This window comes from Alteromonas sp. MMG017 (genome assembly GCF_018100795.1).
Lineage (GTDB): Bacteria > Pseudomonadota > Gammaproteobacteria > Enterobacterales > Alteromonadaceae > Alteromonas.
The window spans coordinates 1-21,018 of record NZ_JAGJDY010000011.1; the positions used below are offsets into that span (position 1 = coordinate 1).

General features: G+C 44.5%; 21 protein-coding genes. 3 read left to right on the top strand and 18 right to left on the bottom strand.

Annotated features, from left to right (window positions below):
• Positions 1–172: 172 nt before the first annotated feature.
• Positions 173–1,048: a methylisocitrate lyase gene (gene prpB / locus J8L84_RS16260; RefSeq protein WP_211071616.1), complete on the bottom strand. Its 876-nt coding sequence runs from the start codon at positions 1,046–1,048 to the stop codon at positions 173–175.
• Positions 1,049–1,071: 23 nt separating this feature from the next.
• Positions 1,072–1,740, bottom strand: a complete 669-nt coding sequence (locus J8L84_RS16265; protein WP_211071722.1) for a GntR family transcriptional regulator — start codon at positions 1,738–1,740, stop codon at positions 1,072–1,074.
• 767 nt (positions 1,741–2,507) lie between these two features.
• Between J8L84_RS16265 and J8L84_RS16270 the strand changes: the two genes are divergently transcribed.
• Complete coding sequence (locus J8L84_RS16270) at positions 2,508–4,772, top strand: TonB-dependent receptor (RefSeq protein WP_211071617.1); 2,265 nt, start codon at positions 2,508–2,510, stop codon at positions 4,770–4,772.
• A 93-nt stretch (positions 4,773–4,865) separates the two neighbouring features.
• Here the strand turns inward: J8L84_RS16270 and J8L84_RS16275 are convergent, their stop codons facing one another.
• From J8L84_RS16275 to J8L84_RS16330, 12 genes are all read right to left on the bottom strand, one after another.
• Entirely contained in the window at positions 4,866–5,471 is a 606-nt protein-coding gene (locus J8L84_RS16275) for a response regulator transcription factor (protein ID WP_211071618.1), read from the bottom strand.
• Between the two features lie 55 nt (positions 5,472–5,526).
• The gene (locus tag J8L84_RS16280; RefSeq protein WP_211071619.1) at positions 5,527–6,693 is read right to left on the bottom strand and encodes a sensor histidine kinase; all 1,167 of its coding nucleotides are present in this window, start codon (positions 6,691–6,693) and stop codon (positions 5,527–5,529) included.
• Between the two features lie 15 nt (positions 6,694–6,708).
• Positions 6,709–7,038, bottom strand: a complete 330-nt coding sequence (locus J8L84_RS16285; RefSeq protein ID WP_211071620.1) for an SMR family transporter — start codon at positions 7,036–7,038, stop codon at positions 6,709–6,711.
• Positions 7,039–7,178: 140 nt separating this feature from the next.
• On the bottom strand, positions 7,179–7,856 hold the full coding sequence (locus J8L84_RS16290; protein ID WP_247670834.1) for a hypothetical protein: 678 nt from the start codon (positions 7,854–7,856) through the stop codon (positions 7,179–7,181).
• A 261-nt stretch (positions 7,857–8,117) separates the two neighbouring features.
• Complete coding sequence (locus J8L84_RS16295; protein WP_211071621.1) at positions 8,118–9,020, bottom strand: HipA domain-containing protein; 903 nt, start codon at positions 9,018–9,020, stop codon at positions 8,118–8,120.
• Positions 9,021–9,120: 100 nt separating this feature from the next.
• Positions 9,121–9,441, bottom strand: a complete 321-nt coding sequence (locus J8L84_RS16300) for a HipA N-terminal domain-containing protein (protein ID WP_211071622.1) — start codon at positions 9,439–9,441, stop codon at positions 9,121–9,123.
• Positions 9,429–9,734: a hypothetical protein gene (locus J8L84_RS16305; protein ID WP_211071623.1), complete on the bottom strand. Its 306-nt coding sequence runs from the start codon at positions 9,732–9,734 to the stop codon at positions 9,429–9,431. The genes J8L84_RS16300 and J8L84_RS16305 overlap by 13 nt, the downstream gene beginning before the upstream one ends.
• A gap of 468 nt (positions 9,735–10,202) precedes the next feature.
• Entirely contained in the window at positions 10,203–11,615 is a 1,413-nt protein-coding gene (locus J8L84_RS16310; protein ID WP_247670835.1) for an MFS transporter, read from the bottom strand.
• Entirely contained in the window at positions 11,602–12,183 is a 582-nt protein-coding gene (locus J8L84_RS16315) for a BON domain-containing protein (protein ID WP_211071624.1), read from the bottom strand. Before J8L84_RS16315 ends, J8L84_RS16310 begins: the two co-directional genes overlap by 14 nt.
• A 13-nt stretch (positions 12,184–12,196) precedes the next feature.
• Positions 12,197–12,793 carry a phosphoheptose isomerase gene (locus J8L84_RS16320; protein WP_211071625.1) on the bottom strand — a complete coding sequence of 199 codons (597 nt, stop codon included), beginning with the start codon at positions 12,791–12,793 and terminating at the stop codon, positions 12,197–12,199.
• 229 nt (positions 12,794–13,022) lie between these two features.
• Positions 13,023–13,364, bottom strand: a complete 342-nt coding sequence (locus tag J8L84_RS16325; RefSeq protein ID WP_211071626.1) for a YraN family protein — start codon at positions 13,362–13,364, stop codon at positions 13,023–13,025.
• A gap of 6 nt (positions 13,365–13,370) precedes the next feature.
• Positions 13,371–15,338, bottom strand: coding sequence for a penicillin-binding protein activator (locus J8L84_RS16330; RefSeq protein WP_348771846.1), 1,968 nt, complete (start codon positions 15,336–15,338; stop codon positions 13,371–13,373).
• Between the two features lie 139 nt (positions 15,339–15,477).
• On the opposite strand from J8L84_RS16330, the gene rsmI reads away from it, so the two are divergent.
• Positions 15,478–16,338 carry a 16S rRNA (cytidine(1402)-2'-O)-methyltransferase gene (gene rsmI, locus J8L84_RS16335; RefSeq protein WP_211071725.1) on the top strand — a complete coding sequence of 287 codons (861 nt, stop codon included), beginning with the start codon at positions 15,478–15,480 and terminating at the stop codon, positions 16,336–16,338.
• A 112-nt stretch (positions 16,339–16,450) separates the two neighbouring features.
• Positions 16,451–16,714: a hypothetical protein gene (locus tag J8L84_RS16340; protein ID WP_211071627.1), complete on the top strand. Its 264-nt coding sequence runs from the start codon at positions 16,451–16,453 to the stop codon at positions 16,712–16,714.
• A 103-nt stretch (positions 16,715–16,817) separates the two neighbouring features.
• Here the strand turns inward: J8L84_RS16340 and nspC are convergent, their stop codons facing one another.
• The 4 genes from nspC to J8L84_RS16360 all read right to left on the bottom strand — a co-directional run bounded on the left by nspC (position 16,818) and on the right by J8L84_RS16360 (position 20,928).
• Entirely contained in the window at positions 16,818–17,948 is a 1,131-nt protein-coding gene (gene nspC, locus J8L84_RS16345) for a carboxynorspermidine decarboxylase (RefSeq protein WP_211071628.1), read from the bottom strand.
• A gap of 29 nt (positions 17,949–17,977) precedes the next feature.
• Positions 17,978–19,180, bottom strand: a complete 1,203-nt coding sequence (locus J8L84_RS16350) for a saccharopine dehydrogenase family protein (protein WP_057789823.1) — start codon at positions 19,178–19,180, stop codon at positions 17,978–17,980.
• Between the two features lie 150 nt (positions 19,181–19,330).
• Positions 19,331–19,741, bottom strand: a complete 411-nt coding sequence (locus tag J8L84_RS16355; protein ID WP_211071629.1) for a hypothetical protein — start codon at positions 19,739–19,741, stop codon at positions 19,331–19,333.
• Between the two features lie 137 nt (positions 19,742–19,878).
• On the bottom strand, positions 19,879–20,928 hold the full coding sequence (locus J8L84_RS16360) for a pyridoxal-phosphate dependent enzyme (RefSeq protein WP_247670836.1): 1,050 nt from the start codon (positions 20,926–20,928) through the stop codon (positions 19,879–19,881).
• Positions 20,929–21,018: the final 90 nt, after the last annotated feature.

Genomic DNA, 21,018 nt, shown 5'->3' on the forward strand with positions numbered 1-21,018 from the left:
GCCTCAGAGGGGCAGCGCTCGCACTCTCTACCTCTACATCAGCGGCCCAAGTGAAGTCGCTCTGCTGCAGAGGTATAAAGTGCGTCTCTGCCACGCCGCGCATATTTACTGCAAAGGCAAACAGCGTGGCAGCGCCGTATCCCTGCCTCCTCAGCCAAAGCGACCTCAGCCGTTAGCCTTTGCCTTTGGCGAACAGTTCGTCGAGCTTTTGCTCGTAGTCGTGATAGCCAAGGTAATCGTATAACTCCATGCGGGTTTGCATGGTGTCGACAACGGCTTTTTGATCGCCATTATCAAGTATTGATTGGTAGACGTTTTCAGCCGCCTTGTTCATGGCGCGAAATGCGCTTAGTGGATAAAGCACCATCGCGGCACCCCATTCGCCAAGTTGCGCTTTGTTCCATAATTCGGTTTGTCCGAATTCGGTTATGTTGGCAAGAATAGGTACGTCTAACGCTTCTGAGAATGCGCGGTAATGCTCTTCAGTTTTTACTGCTTCTGCAAAAATGCCGTCAGCACCAGCGGCTACATAAGCTTTGGCTCGTTCAATGGCTTTTTCTAACCCTTCTTGTGCGAAGGAATCGGTACGGGCCATAATGAAAAAGTCGGGGTCGGTTCTAGCATCTACTGCGGCTTTGATACGGTCGACCATTTCTTCAGTGCTTACAATTTCTTTATTGGGGCGATGGCCGCAGCGCTTTTGCGCTACCTGATCTTCCATATGTACAGCCGCTGCGCCTGCTTTTTCCATATCGCGAATGGTTTTTGCAATATTAAATGCGCCGCCCCAGCCCGTGTCTATGTCTACCAATAACGGTAAATCGCAGGCTGATGTGATGCGTTGTACATCAACAATCACGTCGTTAAGTGATGTCATGCCCAAATCGGGTAAACCGTATGAAGCATTGGCAACGCCGCCACCGGAGAGGTATATTGCTTTGTGGCCGATAGATTTTGCCATCATGGCGGTATAGGCATTAATGGTGCCTAATATTTGCAGTGGCTTATTGTCGGCCAGTGCTTGTCTGAATTTCTTTCCTGCACTCATAAATAACACTCTCTGGTTTCAAATTAGGTTGGTGTGGGGCTAAGTTTGTTTTCAATATTGTTCTTTGAATAAAGAATATGGCGGCGCATTAGCATTTCGGCTAGCTCTTCATCGCGATTCGCAATGGCATTCACAATGTGTCTGTGTTCATCAAAAGCAGTGCTTACCCGTGGGCCAGCCATACCAAGTTGCACGCGATACATGCGTACAAGATGATAAAGTCCATCTATTAACACGCTAATCAGGTGGCTATTTTTACTACCAGTAACAATGCGGTAATGAAAATCCACATCACCCGCTTCTTGGTAATAAAGCTGTGCATCTTTTACTGTGTTGAAATGGGAATCTAATAAGCCTTGCAGTGAGCCAACTTCTTCATCGCTCATATGTCTAGCGGCAAGGCGTGCTGCCATACCTTCTAACGCTTCTCGCACTTGATAAAGCTGAATAAGCCCTTCTGGCGTGAGGGAGACAACTTTAGCTCCTACGTTAGCTTTTCGTTCTACAAGGTGGCAGGCGGCAAGTCGGTTAATACCTTCGCGAATAACCGCGCGGCTGACTTCGTATTTTGTCGACAACTCAGTTTCACTGAGTTTGGAACCCGCAGGAATAACCCCTTCCACAATATCTTTTCGCAATTGAAAGAAGGTTCTATCCGCATTAGTTACGGGCTTTTCTAGCTCTATTTGCACCGACAAGTTAGGCACCATGAAATCAATGATATGTCGACAATATAGGCGCCAATAGCCATTTAGTCAAACAAACTGCCTTATATTGTCGACAAAGTGATAAATATAAAGAAAGTGTACAAAGTGGTTTTATAGGGTTGGTTAATGCGAGTTTTAATGCATTTAGCTAACATCGCCTAATGCAATCATTGCTACGTATAGTTATTACTAAAAATGACCGTTTAATGAGGTATTAATCGTTCATCGGTAGCTTTAGCATTGACCAACGGCAACCCTGGTTGTTTGGGGGAGTCAGAGACAAGCGAAGTAATTATTGTCTAAATGGTCTAGTGAATCTAACGTAAATAGCGATCTGTTTAAACTCATGCCACTATATAACGGTATGATTATTTACGATAAAGTTTAATTTATTGGTGGGTGAACTGAGTAGTAAATAGCCTAACCAATTGGTCTAATTTTAAAGTCTCAATTTAATAAAAGTGCAATATTTCGCTATGCAAGCTAAACGGAAGTCAGTATTATATTTTTCCAGTCTTCAAGCCAAAACTCCAGTCGTGAGTAGATGGGGGCTGGTAGGGTAGAGAAAGTGACATTAAAACCAGTAGGGATACACGCCACTTTCATCAGGATATCCATAAATCAGCTAAATGTTACGGTTCGTAACGCCCTCTATTTGTGAGTCAATTGGTTTTCAACGTTCCGTAGAGAACGGGAAGCAGCCTAAAAACAATAAATTTTCGACACTAAACACTCTCGCAAAGGGGTTACACATGATCACCAATACTGACGTGTCTAAGACACTAGCCAGTAAGCTTTCGCCTGTCGCTTTGGCAGTAGCACTAACTGTACCTGCTATTTCTCACTCTGCATTTGCTCAAGAAGTTGAAGCAACTGAAGAGCAACAGTACGAAGCAATTACCGTTACTGCGACTAAGCGTCCTCAAGTTATTTATGAAGTACCAATTGCAATCAGTGCATTTGACGGTGATATGCTAGCTGAACAAGGCATTACTGACTTAACGGATGTTGGTAAGTTTGTTCCAAACTTAAACGTAACCGGCTTCTCAGCGGGTCACACTTCCTCAGTAAACCCTTTCATTCGTGGTATTGGTCTTCAAGATCATCTTATCACCACTGATCCGGGTGTGAGTGTGTATGTGGATGGCGTGTATTTAGGCCGCCAAGTAGGTCAAAACTGGAGCTTGAACAACATCGAGCGTATTGAGGTACTTCGTGGTCCTCAAGGTACGCTTTATGGTCGTAACTCGATTGGTGGTGCAATTAACATCATTACCAAAGAGCCAGATCAAGGCGATGTTACCAAAGTAAATGCAGAATTCGGTACTCGCGGTCGTGTTAAAACTGACTTGTTCGTGAACCATGCATTGTCTGACACCCTCGCATTTAACATGAACCTTGCTTACAACACCCGTGATGGTTTGGGCGAGTTCATTAACGTACCTAATGCAGAATATGATGTTGGTGAAACAGAAGATATTTCAGGTCGTATCTCGGTAAAATTTGAGCCGTCTGATGATTTTCGTATGGTATTAACTGCCGATGCCAACAATGGTGATGGCGGTTTACGTCCTTACACTGTGCTTATTGATGAAATGCCTGAAGGGCGCTTTTATGCTGGCACAAACAGCTTAGGGCTAGAGCTTAGAAATACCGATGTTACCCCAGAAGGTGCTGACATTTACGATAACGCTACTGGCACACCTGAAGTGACTAGCGTATCGAATGAAGCCCGCGGTGTGTCTCTAACTACCGAGTGGGATATTAGCGACGATTACACCGCGAAAGTAGTTGCTAGCCGCCGTACATCTAAGTACAAAGCAGGTCTTGATGATGATGGTACTATTTACTCGTTAGACCAATACCCAGAGCGCGGTGAAGCAGACCAAACATCAATTGAAGTTCAATTGAATGGTTACATCAATGAGTACACTGACTTCGTTGCTGGCCTTTATTACTTCAATGAAGAAGGTAGCAACCGCCAAGGTAGCGATTCAAGTTTCGATGGCGGTGGCAACACCCTTCAACTTGATCAAGAAACCACAAGTAAAGCGGTATACCTAAACCTTCGTCATGATGTAACTGACGAGCTTAGCGTGTCTGGTGGTATTCGTTACACTGAAGATGAAAAAGACGCGTCTGCAAACGTATTTGATGCCCTTGGTACTGTTTTCGACTCAAATGAGTGGGACGAAGTAACGTGGGAATTAGCGACTAACTACACCTTTGAAAATGGCATGACAGGTTATGCCACTATTCAAAACGGGTATCAGTCTGGTCAATATCCAGCACGCCCTTATTGCTTGATTGGCGAGTTCTTTGGCGCTGGTGGTTTTGATGATTTAGACAATGCAGTAGCGGCAGTTAATGCAAGCAACTGTTTCGTTGCTTCTGATAACATCACTGCTGTGAACTACGAAGTGGGTGTTAAAGGCCGTATCAATGAATACTTCGATATGAGTGTTGCAGTATTTAATACTGAGTTTGAAGACCTACCGTACCAAGTTAGCCGAGTAAGCGAAGGTGGTTTTGATACAGCAAACTTAGTGGTTGAACAAACCTCTCGCGGTATCGAACTAGACACTACCTTGAACGTAGGCAACTTCAGCATGCTAACCAGCATTGGTTACATGGATGTTGAAGTAGATGAGCAAGACGGCTTTAATCCTGTTGCGCCATTAACGCCTGATTTAACGTTTGCGATTGGCCCGTCATATACCTTCGATCTTGAAGGTGGCGACAAAATTCGCGCACGTATCGACTATTCATACCGCGCAGATATGTACGGTGAGCCTAGCTCAGAGCCTGCTCGCATGACAGAAATTGAAAGCCGTGAATTAGTTAACTTTGATGTGGCGTACACGCCAGCTGATGAGGCTTACACAGTTGCATTGTATGGTCGTAACATTTTTGACGAGCGTTATGACAATGCTCGCTTGAATACGGGCGATTATATTCTGCAAGTATTAAGCAACGACGCTAGCGAGTTTGGCGTACGTTTCTCAACAGAGTTTTAATTAACGAATTGAGTAAGCTAAAAAGCTTAAGAGCAAAAAAATAACCGCTGCATTTGTACTAAATGCAGCGGATATAGACAAACAAAGGCTGGTTTATAACCAGCCTTTTTGTTTTGCGATTCTGGCGGCATCGACACGGTTTGTTGCATCTAGTTTTGCTATAGCTTCAGATAAATAATTACGCACAGTACCTTCTGACAAAAATAGCGTTTTCGCGATATCTTGAGTTTTTAATCCATCTCCCGCGAGCTTCAACGCTTTACTTTCTTTTGCCGAAAGCGGGTTACTGTCATCCAGTGCCATCAACGCAAGTTCAGGGCTAATAACCCTCTCACCTTTTGCTATTTTTTGTAGCGCATTCACTAGGTATTCACTGTCGGCCTCTTTTAGAACAAACCCTTTAGCGCCCAATGCCAGCGCTCGCTTTATATAGCCAGGTTTAGAGAATGTGGTCATTACCACCACTTTGCTGCTGATAGATAAAGCGTTTAGCTTTTCTGCCAAATCTAGCCCCGATACTAAGGGCATTTCAATGTCGGTAAGAATAATATCGGGTGCATCGTTCTTGCCAAGCCAATCTAGTGCTTCTTGTCCATTAGCGCATTTTCCACTTATTTCAAAGTCGTCCTCTAACGACAATAAAGTGGCAATAGCATCACGCACTAAAGATTGATCTTCTACTACTAAGATTCGATTCATTGCTGCTTGCTCGATATGAAATTAGTCATTTTATCTATGTGCACATGCACATGCACTATGCGCTCGGCTCGCTACTATTATGCTTAGCAAGTAGCGGTAATTGAAGTGTAAGCACCGTTGGTGAGCCCCACTGAAACACCACTGAGGCATTAATTAGTTCAGCCCGCTCACGAATACCTTTAACGCCGTTGCCCTCTGTTTGGCAGTGGCTGTTTCCATTGTCTGCAATAACGAGATTCAACATATGGTTTGTACGTTGAAGGGTAAGCGTTACTTGATTGCCCTTGCTGTGGCGCAGAATATTCGTGGTCGCTTCTTTTACTATTAACGACAATTGGGTTTCTTGCAGGGGAGTAAGGTGAGTGAAGCTGCTCTTGTCTGCATCGCTCACTGCATCATTCACCACATTAAAACCTTGCTCAGACAATTTAGCCATGTTTTTAGCTATTTCTTCGCGCAACGATAGGTGTTTAATGCCACTTACCGTTTGCCTAATCTCACTGAGTAATTGCTGAGAAAGCTGAGCCAATGCTTTTACTTCTGCTTGGGCTTCAGCAGTGCGGCCTTTAGTTAGTAGCTTGTCGGCCACTTGAGCTTTCAATGAAATACTACTTAATGCATGGCCAGCTACATCATGAAGATCACGACCTATGCGCTCTCGTTCGGCAATGGCACTTAAAGTGCCTAATGCGGCAGCGTGTTTCGCTTCCTTTTGTTGGAAAAGGGTTTCTTTGCGTTCCATTACGCCAAAGCCAAATAGTACAGCGATGTTTGCCCCTGCGGCGAGGAAGAAAAACAAACCGGTAGGGTACAGATACACTTTCAAAAAAATAAGCGAAGCAGATACTGCCAGTAACAAGATAATGCCGATACTGAAGCGATAATAGTAGCCAACAATAAAGTTAACAAAGCCAAAAAACACCGTGCCACCCGGGTTAACCAAGCTGGTGGTATAGGCTAAAAAAAGCATTGCGGTTAGGTAATAAGGCAGGCGATTTAGGGGTTGATTTACACTCAGTACGTAAAGAATAACAAAGGTGACAAAGCCCATAACAATAAGCGCCATAACCCAGCTGGTTGGCGTTTCTTGCATGAATAGCGGTGGCACAAAATAAAACAGCGAAAAGATTAACGAGCTGTAAGACCACTTCTTTTTACGCCCATGTGCCAGTAAGGGTAAGGCGGGTGCCTGAGCGTCGTTTTTAATTGAATTGCTATTCATCTAGGTATTTCGTCCTTATTGAAATACAACGGCAGACTTGCTGGTGATAAGCAAAGTACCTGAAACAATTAATATAATACCCATTGCAGCATAGAAGTCGAAAGTTTGTTTCCATAAGACTACAGAGGCTGCGGTGATAAGAGCGATACCCATTCCAGACCATATCGCATAAGCAACACCTACCCCCATATGCTTGAGCACAGCGGCAAATAAAATACCAGATACGGTATAAAGCGCGATGGCGCCATAGCCGAAGTACCATTTTCCCCAGCCATCCGAGGCTTTCAATGAAAGTGTCGCTGCTACTTCTGTCACAATGGCTAGGGCGAGTAATAAATAAGTCATGTTTTTCTCCGGTATAAGTCTTAGGTCGTTTAGCTGTTTCGGTTATTTAAGTTTGGCTTTGACTAAACCTGCCCTACTTTGAAAAGCCATAGTTTGAAAAAGCCGTAGATTAAGACGACTTTCTTCAGAACCGCTTCTTATCAAAAAGTAGCTAGTGACGTTTTAGTGGCAACTTTCGGATTGGCCTGTGAAGTACAGCCAGTGTCAGTAGCAGAGGTATTAGTAGCATTAGTTGCAGCACCGTCAACGGCGTTCGAAGTGGCAAGTTTAATGTTTTGGTATCTGGACTCTAGCGTAAAGAGTGAGACTACATACACCGCAACAATAACTGCTGATATGGCTTCAATACGGGCTTCTGGAAACACATACCAAGCAATGAGAATACCCAAGGTACGGGCAATAGTGTGAAAGTAGCCAACCCAGTGTTGAATAGCCCATGATAGCGGCATCCACATGAGTCCGGTTAATATGCCAATACTGAGTGGAAGCGTAGTATGGTCGATAGCGGCAACGGGCAGGGCGATGGCAAATACCAGTAATGCCATGGCCATGCCAATAAAAAACAAGGTATCGAACTCCGTATTTTGGCGGTCTTTCGAAAAGAACCGTTCGCCAGTTAAGTAAGAAAATCCTGAACCAATATAGAAAATAGCGCCCGTACCAAGGTAAAGCATCCAGGTTTGAATCACTTCATCGAAAAAAGGCGCTGTACAACCAATGGCCGCCCAAACCAGAGTGCCAGCCAGTGGCATCGCGATAAAGCGGCGTTGTTTCATAATGTCGCGTTGCTGTTCTAGCGTTAGTGTTTGTGTGTTCATCACGAAGCCTTTTTAGTTAATAAGTAAAAGTGCGTAAGCAGTGATGAAAGTATGTAATGCGCGGCGGGTTTTAGTTAGTCACAAAGGTAAGCAAAGTAATGTGACATTTGTCATGAATAAATTGTGAGGTCGGGCACCGTTAGGCAGTCGGTTGTGGGCAAGAAACGGACATTCAATGCCCAAATAATAGGCTTAAAGTTGTGAGCTAAACTAGCTAGGCTCGCGTTAGGCTCGCAGTGTTTAGTCCTATTGATTTGCTTGTTATAGGGTGGCATTTTCATCTCTTAGGATCATAATACGGTGCCTAATTAACTGTTCTATACCTTGTTTGTGACTCTCATTCATAAAGGAGTCTGATACAGTTGATACTGCTTTTTCAATAGACTTTAATAGGTCATCGAGTAACTTGACTGCTGCTTGCTTTTTAAGGCCAATCTCTTCACCTAGTTTGATGAAATCTTGTCTATCGTATTGACCATATTTACGGTCAAATCCTGTCTCAATATCCAATACACTCTCATGCTCTTCTGTCGTCAAAAGTGGAAGTGCCATATAGGAACCACGGAAGTACTCACTGTAAGGTTGCACAGAAACGACGTCATAAACGGGTGATAACGTCGGTATTGCACCTCTATTCGAATATAAAAGCGAAAAGTTTCTTAAATGATGGTCATTATTGCCAACGACATAACTGAATATTACACGTCGATAGAAGTCTGCATACTGTTGCACTGCCTTTAGGTTTTGTGCAATGAAAGCACCTGCTTTAGAGTAACTTATCGTTTGAAAACCGTTTATGTTGCCGAACTTATCATTGACTCCCATGGCGCTATCAAGTTGCTCTTGGTGCAGCTTGGTACCACTTTCACGATCATAGCGCTGTATAATAAACGCCAACTCACCATTGCTTAGTTGAATAAGACCAAAGGGGGGCACTTGAAACTTACAGGTGCTCGCTATCGTCATGATAGCGTGTTCATTTTCTGCCAAGTGTGGAAATTGCGCTGGTGATGGCTTAATGATGAACGTACCATTTTCTTTGACCAAGACCAATTCGTCGTCAATGACCGTCGCAGACATTTTAGGCTGAAACCCAGAAATGCTCATTTTGCCATTGTGTGACGTCGGATAGGACTCCAAGTCCTGCCTATCGAAATTTACCATTGGAGATACTTTCAATGTACCAAACAAATGGCGCACTCCGACATCAGAAAAACCTTCGTACTTTGTTCTCTTGGGTAATGTTTTAAGCGTAATTCTACAGTTATTCATTTTCTATAATTGGCTTAATAGCAACCGCTCCGAGCAAATCTTCACCATTATTAACAAGTAGGCCAAATTCATCCCGCTCATCTATTTTTTGTGCACGTGCATACTGCTTTAGTAGCCATCCCTCGGGTAACAAAGACTTAAAGAATGGAAAGAGTGTTTCAGAATTGTACGGAAATTCATTCAAAGGCAGTGACAATGATAAGGAAGGTCCAAAATAGTCTCTCCGATAGCTAAACGTATACCCTTTTACGTGCTTTTCTAACACACCTACGCGCTTGTTGTACAAAAAAACATCTGCTCTCAGCTCGCCCACAGCGACATTCCTAATGTATCTAGAAAGCTTTCAATGGTGGATAATTTAGCATTAAAAAATGCATCTTTATCTTTGAAAAGTTTGCGTACTGTGTTGGTATGTAGGCCGCTCTGCATAGCTATGAGTTCTACATCTATGGAATTTGTATAAAGTGCATTTACGCAAGTAAATGTCTCTTCAAGAGAGAGATATTTCTGACTTTCTGGTTCAGAAGCTTTGCTTAGCTGACGCAATTCATCTGATATCTGAACTAAACGCTCTGATACACGAGTTGCTCTGGTTTGATCACTCATTTTACATCCTAGTGTTATTTTATACACCTATATAGGCAACATATAACACTAGACTGTTACTGTAAAGCAGTGTAAACGTTATAGTGTTAAAAAGGCTCAATAAAAACCAAAAATTAACTCTATAGTGTTATTTTGCTCATATATTTATGTAGGTCAGAAAATGGTATTGAGTAGTACTTTGCTGACTGGAATTGTAGCGAGAGAACGGAGCGTCTCCTTACTATACCAGTCTGCTTAGAGACTACAGCAGACAAGCGAATCAGTAACTTCAAAGGTCCGCTTAACACTCATCGGTGTCATTAAGCTCTGAATGAGCCAATGTCTGTAATACGTACAGTACGGCCTGTCAGATATAATTGAGTCGGTTGCTGATATTTCGTTTTAGATCGAGATAATCCTGAGGTAATCACACCTTTGGTAATCACCCTAATTCACTTTATCTGAACAACAGCACCTGCCTGTACTGCCTCAGCTTACCTGTTTTTTTAGTCGCTTTTTCAAAACCGAATCGCCATCGGTTTTCGATAACAATAGGCTGTCAGTAATACTAAGCAGAGCAACAACCGCCATCATGGCCATGGCAATTTTGAAGTTGATAAGCGACGGGTCACTACTTGAGTTGCCTACCATTAGTGAAGCAACGGCGAGCATAAGCGCAGAAATGGTGATCCCCATGCCACGGTTCATTTGCATCAATATAGCCCCAAGCGTATTTGCATCGCGCATTTTATCTTTTGGCACATCCGCAAAGGCAATTGTGTTTAACAAGGTTAAATGCATCGACCTATTCACACCGCTAACAAACAAAATAACAGCAATAATCAACGATGAGCTTTGTTGGGTAATTAACGATAGCGCTACAAATCCCAGCGAAATCATAATGCCATTTACGATAAGCACCCGCTTAAAACCAAAGGTATTCATTATCCATGTCGTCGCTGGCTTAATGGCAATATTACCTACAAACAGCCATAGCAATAATGTTCCTGCTTCTACTGGCGAGTAACCCATACCCAACTGCAGCATAAGCGGCACCAAAAATGGCGCACTGCCTAGGGCAATACGTACCACCGAGCCGCCATACATTGATAGTCGAAAGGTTCGATATTGCATGGCTTCAAAGGAAAACAAAGGTTTGTTTGCACGGCGAATATGAAGCACTGCAGTTAACAATAATGAAAGCCCAAACACGGTCACCCCGCCGCCCAGTAGGGTAGAGGTGTTGTGACCAGCAAATAGCTCTATACCAGCCATGAAAGAGGCGAAGCCTATACCGGTAAGCAGAAAACCTACCACATCAAACTTACCTACATTCGCGGTGAAGTTCTCAAGCAAATAAGCGGAAGCGATAAGGGCGAATATGCCTAGTGGCACATTCATAAAGAATATCCATTGCCAACTTAGGTGGGTGGCAATCCAACCGCCAAGGACAGGACCAAGAATAGGCGCACTTAATGCGGGCCACGTAATAATGGCCACGGTTTTAACCAACTTTTCTTTGGGTAAGTCTCGCAGCACCACTAAGCGACCTACGGGCACCATTAGCGCACCGCCAATACCCTGCATAATACGAGACAAAGTAAAGCTAGTTAGGTTAGTGCTAACACCGCACAGTATCGATGCCACCACAAAAATAACAATGGCAGCCATAAACACATTACGGGCACCGAATTTGTCGGCCACATAACCGCTTAGCGGAATAAAAAAGGTAACGGCAACAAGGTAGGCAGAAACGCCAATAGAAAGCTGGGTTGCTGGCACGCCGAAATCAGCGGCAATAACGGGAAGCGCGGTGGTGATCACCGTGGCATCCAGAATTTCCATAAACAAGGCCCCAGCAACAAGTAGGGCCGTTGCGGTATCGCGACTAAATGATCTCAAATGCGCGCACTACGCGGGCTACGCCCGTTATGTTCCTTGCAATATCTACAGCAGCGTTAGCTTCCGCATTGGTTAGCCGACCCATTAAGAACACTTCAGAGTCTTGCACTACTACACTTACCTGTAACGCTGGCACACGTTCGTCGGCCACTATTTTGGTACGGACTTTTGATGCAAGCCAAATATCATTAGCTTGGGTACCCGCGCCAATAGGCTCACCGATGCGAATTTGATTATGAATCTTCTTTAGGTAATCGACTTCCTGCGCCCGTCTAACCGCCTCATCAATCAACGCTTGCGTGGGGGCTTGGCCGGTAAGCAAAGCAATGCCGTTGTACATATCGACCTGAAGATTGGTTTGCTCTTTTAGCGCTTCACTTTTAGACCACTGATAAGCCACAGCACGACCAGCGTTTTGATCGTCAAGTTGAGTGCCAACGGTGCGTCTGTCGTTTGCCACTTTCGCTGCCATTGCACCAGCGGCGCCAACGGCTACCACGCAGCCCTGTAATTGCATCACAAAAAGCAGTGATGCAAGAATAATACTTAACGTTTTAACTCGTTTCATAAGTGGGTAAACGTTATTCGTCTCCATGATCGGCTGGGAATAGGCTGTCATCAATGCATTCACATAAGTTGTGAATAACCAACAAGTGAACTTCCTGAATACGGGCAGTGCGGTTAGAAGGCACACGCACTTCAACATCGTGCTCGCTTAAGAAACCTGCCATCTCACCACCGTCTTTGCCGGTTAAAGCAACAATGGTCATATCGCGAGATAGGGCTGCTTCCATGGCGGCTATTACATTGCGTGAGTTACCGCTGGTTGATATAGCAAACAAAATATCGCCAGACTGACCTAATGCACGCACTTGCTTAGCAAAAATCTCATCGTAGCTATAGTCGTTAGCAATTGACGTAATAGTAGAAGTATCAGTACTTAACGCAATAGCAGGAAGGCTAGGGCGATCGCGTTCATAGCGGTTAAGCATTTCAGAAGAAAAATGCTGTGCATCACCTGCTGAACCACCATTACCACAGCTTAAAATCTTATTGCCGCGAATTAGCGCTTCAACCATCATCATGGCTGCTTTTTCAATTGATTCAGGCAAAATTTCAGATGCAGCAATTTTGGTTTGAATACTTTCAGTAAAATTCGCTTTAATTTGTTCAATCATACTTCTATTCTCTGCATGTCAGGATATCAAGCAATCTCAATAATGAGTGCTCTTCACGCTGTAGGAGGTAGGGCTTGAGAATTTGGCTCAGGCAGTACTTAGGCTTCCGTAAACACGCTGTAAACCCATCCATGGGAGCTCCGCCGCCGCATCCATGCGGCGGAGGGTTTACTACAGCCTAAGTACTACCTACACCTATTCACTAGCACACCTAACAGCTACGCGCTTTTTATCCGATATTTTTAAGCCACTGAAGGTCGCTTCCGTCAATGGCGATAACGTCTATGCGTAATGGGGTAGACGCGGGATTAAGCTCATTATCTAACAAATAGAACGCAAACGCAGCCTGAATTCGTTGAAGTTTCTTCATTGTGACAAATTCGGCAGCGTGACCATACTGCGATTTTTTGCGAAACTTCACTTCTACGCAAACAATGGTGTCGCCATCTTGCATAACAATATCGAGTTCACCACGTCTAGTTCGGTAATTACGACAACGTAATGTAAGCCCTTGTTCCTCTAAGTAATCAACGGCCTTCTTTTCTGCTGCATTCCCTTGCAATACGGACAATGTAGTTTACTCCATTAGCATTTGCACGCGCTCGTTACGAATAACGGCTTGAGGTAAATTTCGTTCTACTTCATTGTTTTTATTCAGCGTAAGTGTGCCGGTTAACCCGTCGAATGTTATGTACGACAGGGTATTAAGCATCCCTAATTGAGGAAGTAACTCGTAAGCATCTACACCGAAGGCGAACAGTCTATTTTGCAACGTGCTGCGATCGGGCCAGGTTTGCTTAGTTTCTTGAGCAAGTTGCTGCCATTTATGATCTGGCATCATCCAAGGCATATCGATAAAGCGTACGTTTTGTAAATCACGCCATTGGTTCTTGCCGCTGTTGTAATCCATTGAGCGAGAGGTCGCATAAACAGGCACTTGTTTTCCATCGTACGGGTTTAAACTCGCTTCAATAATGGGGTTAAGAAGCTCGGTATCTTGCGGCGATGCGAACGCGACAATGGCATCGATGTCTCGCCTGCTACGGGGCATGTTGTAGACTTCTTCGTTCGTCATGTATTCAATTTGGTTAATGCGCTGATTACTTTGCGCTACATCTAAAGCTTGGGTGATGCCTTCTCGTAACGATTCACTATCATTAAATGTTACTGAGGTAATATTGGCCTTTCGGGCTTGCGCTTCTTGTTCGTGCAAGGTGTTCCAACGGGATTTAAACGCATCGTTCATACGCTGGTACAAGTTACTTTGTGCCGCAATAACGATAGGGGCTCTAAAACCTTTGCTATAAATAAACTCTGCAAGCTGGTTTGCTTCATCTTCCGGCGCAAGGGCGAAATAATTAACGGCCGGTGCAGCGCTTGAAGGCATCTCAGATTCAGCGTTAACTGCTTCTGGGTCTAAAGGCTCTGAGTTTACTGAGGCTGAGCTATCTAACATTGTCGGCATTTCGTCTGGTCGGTTTAACGCTAGCATGTTCACGCCAGGTGGTAACGCTGGTATTAATTGCTCGACGGTTTCTTTTAGTAGCGGACCCACTATAAATTTAGCGTCGCCAATGGCGGCGACCATGGTTTGTGTATCGGCGTTGGTGGTATCTACAAACCGAATGGCAGGCAAGCTATTTGGGTTGCTGCTTCGTTGAAGCTGTTGGTAATAGCCCGCCATAATGCCGTCTTTCACTGCTTCACCGGTAGCTGCAAGTCTTCCGCTTAACGGCAATAGCACGACGAGTTCGCGAATTTGAGGGGCGGTGAGTTCTTGAGCTAAGGCAACCTCTTTAGGTAAATGCTGTGCCAACATATGGCCTGCATAAACCTGTTGGTATTGCGCAATTGACTGATTCAACTGCTGCGAGTTTCGTGCGCTTTCAATGGTTAATTGACGAAGGGCAAAGAAGGGCTGCAACTTAGGGTATTCGTTTTCACTTTGCGTAAGTGCATCGGCAGGTATTTGATTCAGAAATGTCCACACCTGCGCCACTTTTTGCTCATCTTCTAGCTCGGTAGACAATACGCTATTGGCCGCCTTAGCCCACAACCCTTGCTTGGCATAAAGGTCTGCTTGTAGGGCTGCCAGTTTGGCAATAAGGGCAGGGCTAGTTTTTACGTCTTCTAACATTGCCGTAAGTTGTGCTGGCGATGAAGAAGGGTCGTTCTGGTACGCCATTGCAACATGTATGGCGTAGCTGTCTTGTAGCGAGGTAGCTACACCGTCTTGTTTCATTTCAAACAAGATTTGCTGCGCTAAAATGGTATCGCCTTGCGCGAGATAAAGACCCACTGCATCTAGCAGTAAGGTATCTCGCTTCACTTTATCCCTGGTTTGAAGCCATACTTTTTTGGCTTCCACCAGCTTGTGTTCAGGCGTAATGTGCTGCTCTACTGGTGCTGCTACTGGTTCAGTATTGATAACTTTAGGTGCCGAGGTGGGTTCAGGTGTGCTCCCGCAGCCTGCTAAATATAGCACGCTGGTGGCTGTCACCATTGCAAAGGTAATGCGCTTTGTAAAATGTCCAATGTGACCCACAGTCTGTTTCCTTTCACTTCGTTTAACGGCAAGTAGCGGCAAGTTTATCCTAACCACGATGAAAATCTACGTTTGCCGACGTAAACTAGCCCAATGGCGTGGTACACTTTCTTTATTATTCGTTATTTTTATTGTTTCTATGACCCATTTCGCCACCTTGTATATCGTTCCTACACCTATCGGCAACCTTGATGATATTAGCGCCAGAGCTATCGAGGTATTAAAACAGGTTAATTGGATTGCTGCGGAAGATACACGACACAGCTCGCGATTGTTACAGCACTTCAGTATTTCTACCCGTACCTTATCGCTGCATGATCACAATGAAGACAAACGTACCGCAATGCTAGTGCAGCGCTTGAAAGACGGCGAATCGGTGGCGTTAATCAGTGATGCGGGTACGCCGTTAATTAGCGACCCAGGTTTTGTATTTGTGAGGCGCTGTCGCGAAGAAGGTATTCCTGTTACTGCATTGCCAGGCCCATGTGCCGCTATTACCGCGTTAAGTGCTTCAGGGCTGCCAACAGACCGATTCATTTTTGAAGGTTTTTTACCGGTAAAAACTCAAGCCAAAGACAACCAACTTGCTGAATTAAAAGAGCGCACCTGCACGAGCGTATTTTATGAAGCCCCGCGCCGTATTTTAGCCACAGTAAGAGACATTGCCCGTGTGCTAGGAGACAGGCACATTGTGGTAGCCAAAGAGCTGAGCAAAACCTTTGAAACCTATGTGAGTGGTACTCCGGGTGATGTTATTGAATATTTGGAAGCTGATGCCGCCCACCAAAAAGGTGAGTTCGTGGTAATGGTGTCGCCAGCCCAAGTGAATTTATCTGAAATATCGGCTGAAGCCATGTCGCTTTTAACCACGTTATGTGATCACATGCCATTGAAAAAAGCGGCAGCCGTTGTGGCCGATCACTATGACTTGAAAAAGAATGCCTTGTACCAAGCTGGGCTTGAAGCAAAAGGTGCAAAAGAAGCAGAAGAGACTGATTGATCTCATACCTGGGGGTTGAGGGTACCTATCTAACAATATAGTTAATACGAGGTAGGTTTAGCGCATTTTGCACTATTGCTTATCGCGTTAAGTGTAAGGTTGGAGGATAGTTATGAGTCAGCAACTCTTAAGAATTGAGATGCCGGAGGGTAAGTGGGTCGTCGATATTTTTGGTAAAGCCGGCGATTCAGGTGAGTATGATTTGATTCATCCCAAAACTCAGGTGAAGATAGCCTTAGCCGATGAAATGCATGGCTTTCGGTACAATCTAACAGGCCCTGAAGGTACCCCATTTGCCATTTATCTTGATGATACGGTTATCGCGGAAGGTACGGTAGATAAAAGCCAAAACCTTAACGGTACTGGTATTTTATAGAATAGGTGCTTATCAACTACGCTTTATTCAAGCGCCACAAATAAAAATGCCCGCTAGCGTTCAGCGCTGCGGGCATTTGTTTTTAAAAGTCGCTATCTATTGTTTATGACAAGCGGCCTTTAAAATCTTCGTAAGTAAACTGTCGAACGATTTCAAACTCACCGTTTTTGCGCAATATACCAATGGTGGGGTGTTCAACGCCGTTAAAAAATGACGTTTTCACCATGGTGTAGTGCATCATGTCTTCAAACTGCACTCGGTCACCCGCTTTTAATGGCGCATCGAAAGAGTAAGTATCAATGACATCGCCCGCTAAGCAGGAGTTTCCACCTAATCGGTAATCACACGCTCTCACACCGGGGAGGTCAGCATTTAAAATAGTAGGTCGATAAGGCATTTCAAGTACATCCGGCATGTGTGCGGTGGCTGAAATATCTAAAATGGCAATGTCGCCATCGTTGGTCACCACGTCCACGACTTCAGCAATCAATGGTCCGGTTTGCCATGCAACGGCAGAACCGGGTTCCAGAATTACATCTAAATGCGGATAACGCTGTTTAAAATCGCTAAGAGTTTTGATTAGATGTTCTACATCGTAACCTTCGCGAGTCATCAAGTGGCCGCCACCTAAGTTTAGCCACTTTAACTGACCTAAGTAATCGCCAAAGCGTGCCTCTATCGCGTTAAGCGTACGTTCGGTAGCGAATGAGTCGCACTCACAAAGATTATGACAATGGAAACCGTCAATACCCGATAAATCTACGCCTTCTAATTCGCTGACACGAAGCCCTAATCGCGAACCAGGCGCTGCGGGATCGTAAAGCGGGGTATCTGCTTCTTGATGTTCTGGATTAATGCGCAAACCCAAAGATACGCCCGCAAGCGCATCTTTGTGAGCTTGCCACTGTGACAGACTATTAAACGACAAGTGATTCACCAGCGTAGCCAGCTCTTCTATATCCGCCTTTTTATACGCAGGAGAATAGGCGTGGACTTCTTTACCCATTTCAGCGGCTAATTTGGCTTCCCACACCGAACTTGCTGTTGCACCATGTAAATAAGGCTTAATGATGTCGAAGCTCGACCACATTGAAAACCCCTTTAAAGCCAGGATTATTCTAACGCCTGACTCATCTTGTACATGTTTCATCAACTCAAGATTTCGGATGAGTTTTTCCTCTTCAAGCACATAGCAAGGAGAAGGGATATCTGTTCGTTGCGTTAAGTCTGCCAACCTTTATTTGCTCCAGTTACAGTATAATATTACTTAGTGAATGGGCTGCTATCACATTCAAGTACGTGCCACGGTAGGCCGTGCTCGTTAAGCATATCCATGAATGGATCTGGATCAAATTGTTCCATGTTCCAAACACCGTTTTCTTTCCAAGTGCCGTTTAGCATTAGTGCTGCGCCAATCATGGCCGGAACACCTGTGGTGTAAGATACCGCTTGTGCACCCACTTCATCATTACACTTAGCATGTTCACAGTTGTTGTAGATGAAGATGGTTTTTTCTTTGCCATCTTTCATGCCCGTAATGTAAGTACCAATACAGGTCATGCCGGTATAGCCTTCAGCCAGTGAACCTGGGTTAGGCAGTACTGCCTTTAAGAACTCCAGCGGCACGACTTTTTGGCCTTGGAATTCTACCGGTTCAATACTGGTCATGCCTACGCCTTCTAATACGCGAAGGTGTGTAAGGTATTCATCACCAAAGGTCATCCAAAAACGAGCACGTTTAAGGGTAGGAAAATGCTTCACCAAAGATTCCAATTCTTCATGGAACATTAGGTAAGACGCGCGCACGCCAATGTTTTGGTAATCTAAATCTTCACGCACGCTCAGTGGATCGGTTTCTTTCCACTCGCCATTTTCCCAGAAACGACCACGTTGAGTAATTTCACGAATATTGATTTCAGGGTTGAAGTTGGTTGCGAACGCTTGACCGTGATCACCACCATTACAATCAACAATATCCAAATAGTGAATTTCGTCAAAATAGTGTTTAGCCGCGTAAGCTGTGTACACGTTGGTTACACCTGGATCGAAACCACTGCCTAACAAGGCCATGATGCCTGCGTCTTTAAATTTCTGCTGGTAAGCCCACTGCCAAGAGTATTCGAATTTAGCTTCGTCTTTTGGCTCGTAGTTTGCGGTGTCTAAGTAGTCGGTGTTAGTCGCTAAACACGCGTCCATAATAGGCAAGTCTTGGTAAGGCAACGCAAGGTTAATTACTAGGTCAGGCTTAACATCGTTAATAAGCGCTTCTACTTCTTTGGCGTTATCGGCATCAAGGGCAAATACACCTTTAACGCGGTCTGCACCTACTTCTTGTTGCAAAGCTTCACACTTAGACACTGTGCGGCTGGCAAGAAAGATTTCGTCAAAGTGCTGTGGTAAACGTGCACACTTTTTTACGGTTACTGAGGCAACGCCACCAGCACCAATTATTAAAACGCGAGACATAATAATTAATCCCTAAATAAGCTAATGAATTTTGGGCTGAATGCTAGCAGACGATACCAAATTGGCAAGCAAAGACAGCATAGGTTCGACAAAAAATAGTCATCGTAAACACAAGGAAAACGAATAAGCATAATTTATACGCGATAACGTCTATTCTGGCATTGTATTGATTGGAGGGGAAACCACAATTTTGTCGCCTACGCGATAATAAGGATAGAGCAACAGCTGTTCCTCGTCGTTAGGGCATGCCGCACTGATCGCAATAGCATCTAAGCGGGTATGCTTTTGCGTTTCAACCGTCGCGGCATATACGAGAATACTGTAACTGTCAGAGTCTGTAGTGGTGTCGATTATTCGCCACTGCAAGCACTCTATTAGCTGACTTTCATCGATACGGTAATTAGTCTCTTCGCTGAATAAACAGCCAACTTTGCCATTTTCATAAATAGCGGCAAAGGGATAGAAAACTGAACTGGTAGACAGTACCAGCTCGCATAATTTAAGTGCCCTAGAAACCAGTATGTTTAAAGGGGGGGGTAAGCTACTTGTTCCTTTTATCATGGTGCATCTCCTAACGATTATTGCGTTTGAGCGGTAGCTATGAGTAACGCGAAGCTAGATACAACCAGGCTGAGCTTTAAGATAAATACTTTCCACAGCCTTGATATTAGGTTAAACGAATGTGTGGGTCTATAAGATCAAGGGTTTTTATTTTTTCTGGCGCCTTGCATACCGCCAGTGTGAAGGATGATAAGTGTCTGTCCTTTTTCAAAGGCACTCGGGGAGGCATTCGTTGACGTAAACGTTGCTAGTAAGTGTTTAAGTGCCCAAAACACCTTTCCAGAGTAAACCCCTTCAATTTCAAACGGCATGGTTTGATTGAAGTTTTCACAGAATGTTTGCAGGTAAGGAGGAATTTTCCCGTATCCACCGCAATGAAAATCATGATTAATGCTGAATTGGTTTGTTTTGTTAGCGGCCGAAGCAGATGCTTGAGCGGGAATTGAAGTATGAGCAAGATTAAGTGCAAGCCCCGGCGTTAGAAATTGCTCGACAAGCCCTTCTAAATATCCTTCTCCTTTTAACACCCCGATGCCAATAGCGTGTTGATGAGGTGAGAGAGCAGAGGTTAATCCTGCCAAAGTCGCGCCACTAGCCACAGGGGCAATAATACGGTCAAAGGGGATGTCTATTTCGTTTACAACTTCCTGAACGCCTTTTATCGCTGCCATTTGGCTTCCGCCTTCAGGAATGATTAACGCATCAGGAAACTTTTTTTGTAGGCCTGTTAAATAAGCCGGGTTATCTCTTTGTTGGTAGGTTCCTTTATTCACGTAGAGAATTTGAGCGCCCCATTTTAGTAAATCCTGAATCATGGGGCTGGGGTGTTTTGTGTAATCGCCGCGAATAATAGCGTGAAAAGGAATATTCAGCTGATTACACAAATAACCTAATGCGTGCAAATGGTTGGAAAACCCTCCGCCAAAACTGACTACTGAGGAGGGGGGCTGGCTGTACAAACCCGAATTTACACTCAAGCCCGATCCGGTATCTAAATCCACTGTGTGCGGGGGGGTAAGATTAAACGCGTGCTTTAATTTGCGCCATTTATTGCCTGAAATGACGGGGTGTATTCTATCGTCACGCTTTACAAACATTGAAACATGTTCAGCACCTTCCCAGTCTGGCGTGAAGGGCTCGAGCGGCGAGGGTAAGCACAGTGTGTCGGCAAAACGTTCTAAATTCAAAATGCGCTGTTCAAATGATCAATGTGGCAATCACAACAGTATAACTAGAGCACACCGTAAAATAAAAAGTGTATCGCTTTTTGGCCTCGT

Excerpts from the sequence above, each read along its gene's own strand:
- prpB (WP_211071616.1), bottom strand. The coding sequence starts at position 1,048 with ATGAGTGCAGGAAAGAAATTCAGACAAGCACTGGCCGACAATAAGCCA.
- J8L84_RS16270 (WP_211071617.1), top strand. The coding sequence starts at position 2,508 with ATGATCACCAATACTGACGTGTCTAAGACACTAGCCAGTAAGCTTTCG.
- J8L84_RS16275 (WP_211071618.1), bottom strand. The coding sequence starts at position 5,471 with ATGAATCGAATCTTAGTAGTAGAAGATCAATCTTTAGTGCGTGATGCT.
- J8L84_RS16280 (WP_211071619.1), bottom strand. The coding sequence starts at position 6,693 with ATGAATAGCAATTCAATTAAAAACGACGCTCAGGCACCCGCCTTACCC.
- J8L84_RS16285 (WP_211071620.1), bottom strand. The coding sequence starts at position 7,038 with ATGACTTATTTATTACTCGCCCTAGCCATTGTGACAGAAGTAGCAGCG.
- J8L84_RS16290 (WP_247670834.1), bottom strand. The coding sequence starts at position 7,856 with ATGAACACACAAACACTAACGCTAGAACAGCAACGCGACATTATGAAA.
- J8L84_RS16295 (WP_211071621.1), bottom strand. The coding sequence starts at position 9,020 with ATGGTAAATTTCGATAGGCAGGACTTGGAGTCCTATCCGACGTCACAC.
- J8L84_RS16305 (WP_211071623.1), bottom strand. The coding sequence starts at position 9,734 with ATGAGTGATCAAACCAGAGCAACTCGTGTATCAGAGCGTTTAGTTCAG.
- J8L84_RS16315 (WP_211071624.1), bottom strand. The coding sequence starts at position 12,183 with ATGAAACGAGTTAAAACGTTAAGTATTATTCTTGCATCACTGCTTTTT.
- J8L84_RS16320 (WP_211071625.1), bottom strand. The coding sequence starts at position 12,793 with ATGATTGAACAAATTAAAGCGAATTTTACTGAAAGTATTCAAACCAAA.
- rsmI (WP_211071725.1), top strand. The coding sequence starts at position 15,478 with ATGACCCATTTCGCCACCTTGTATATCGTTCCTACACCTATCGGCAAC.
- J8L84_RS16340 (WP_211071627.1), top strand. The coding sequence starts at position 16,451 with ATGAGTCAGCAACTCTTAAGAATTGAGATGCCGGAGGGTAAGTGGGTC.
- J8L84_RS16350 (WP_057789823.1), bottom strand. The coding sequence starts at position 19,180 with ATGTCTCGCGTTTTAATAATTGGTGCTGGTGGCGTTGCCTCAGTAACC.
- J8L84_RS16355 (WP_211071629.1), bottom strand. The coding sequence starts at position 19,741 with ATGATAAAAGGAACAAGTAGCTTACCCCCCCCTTTAAACATACTGGTT.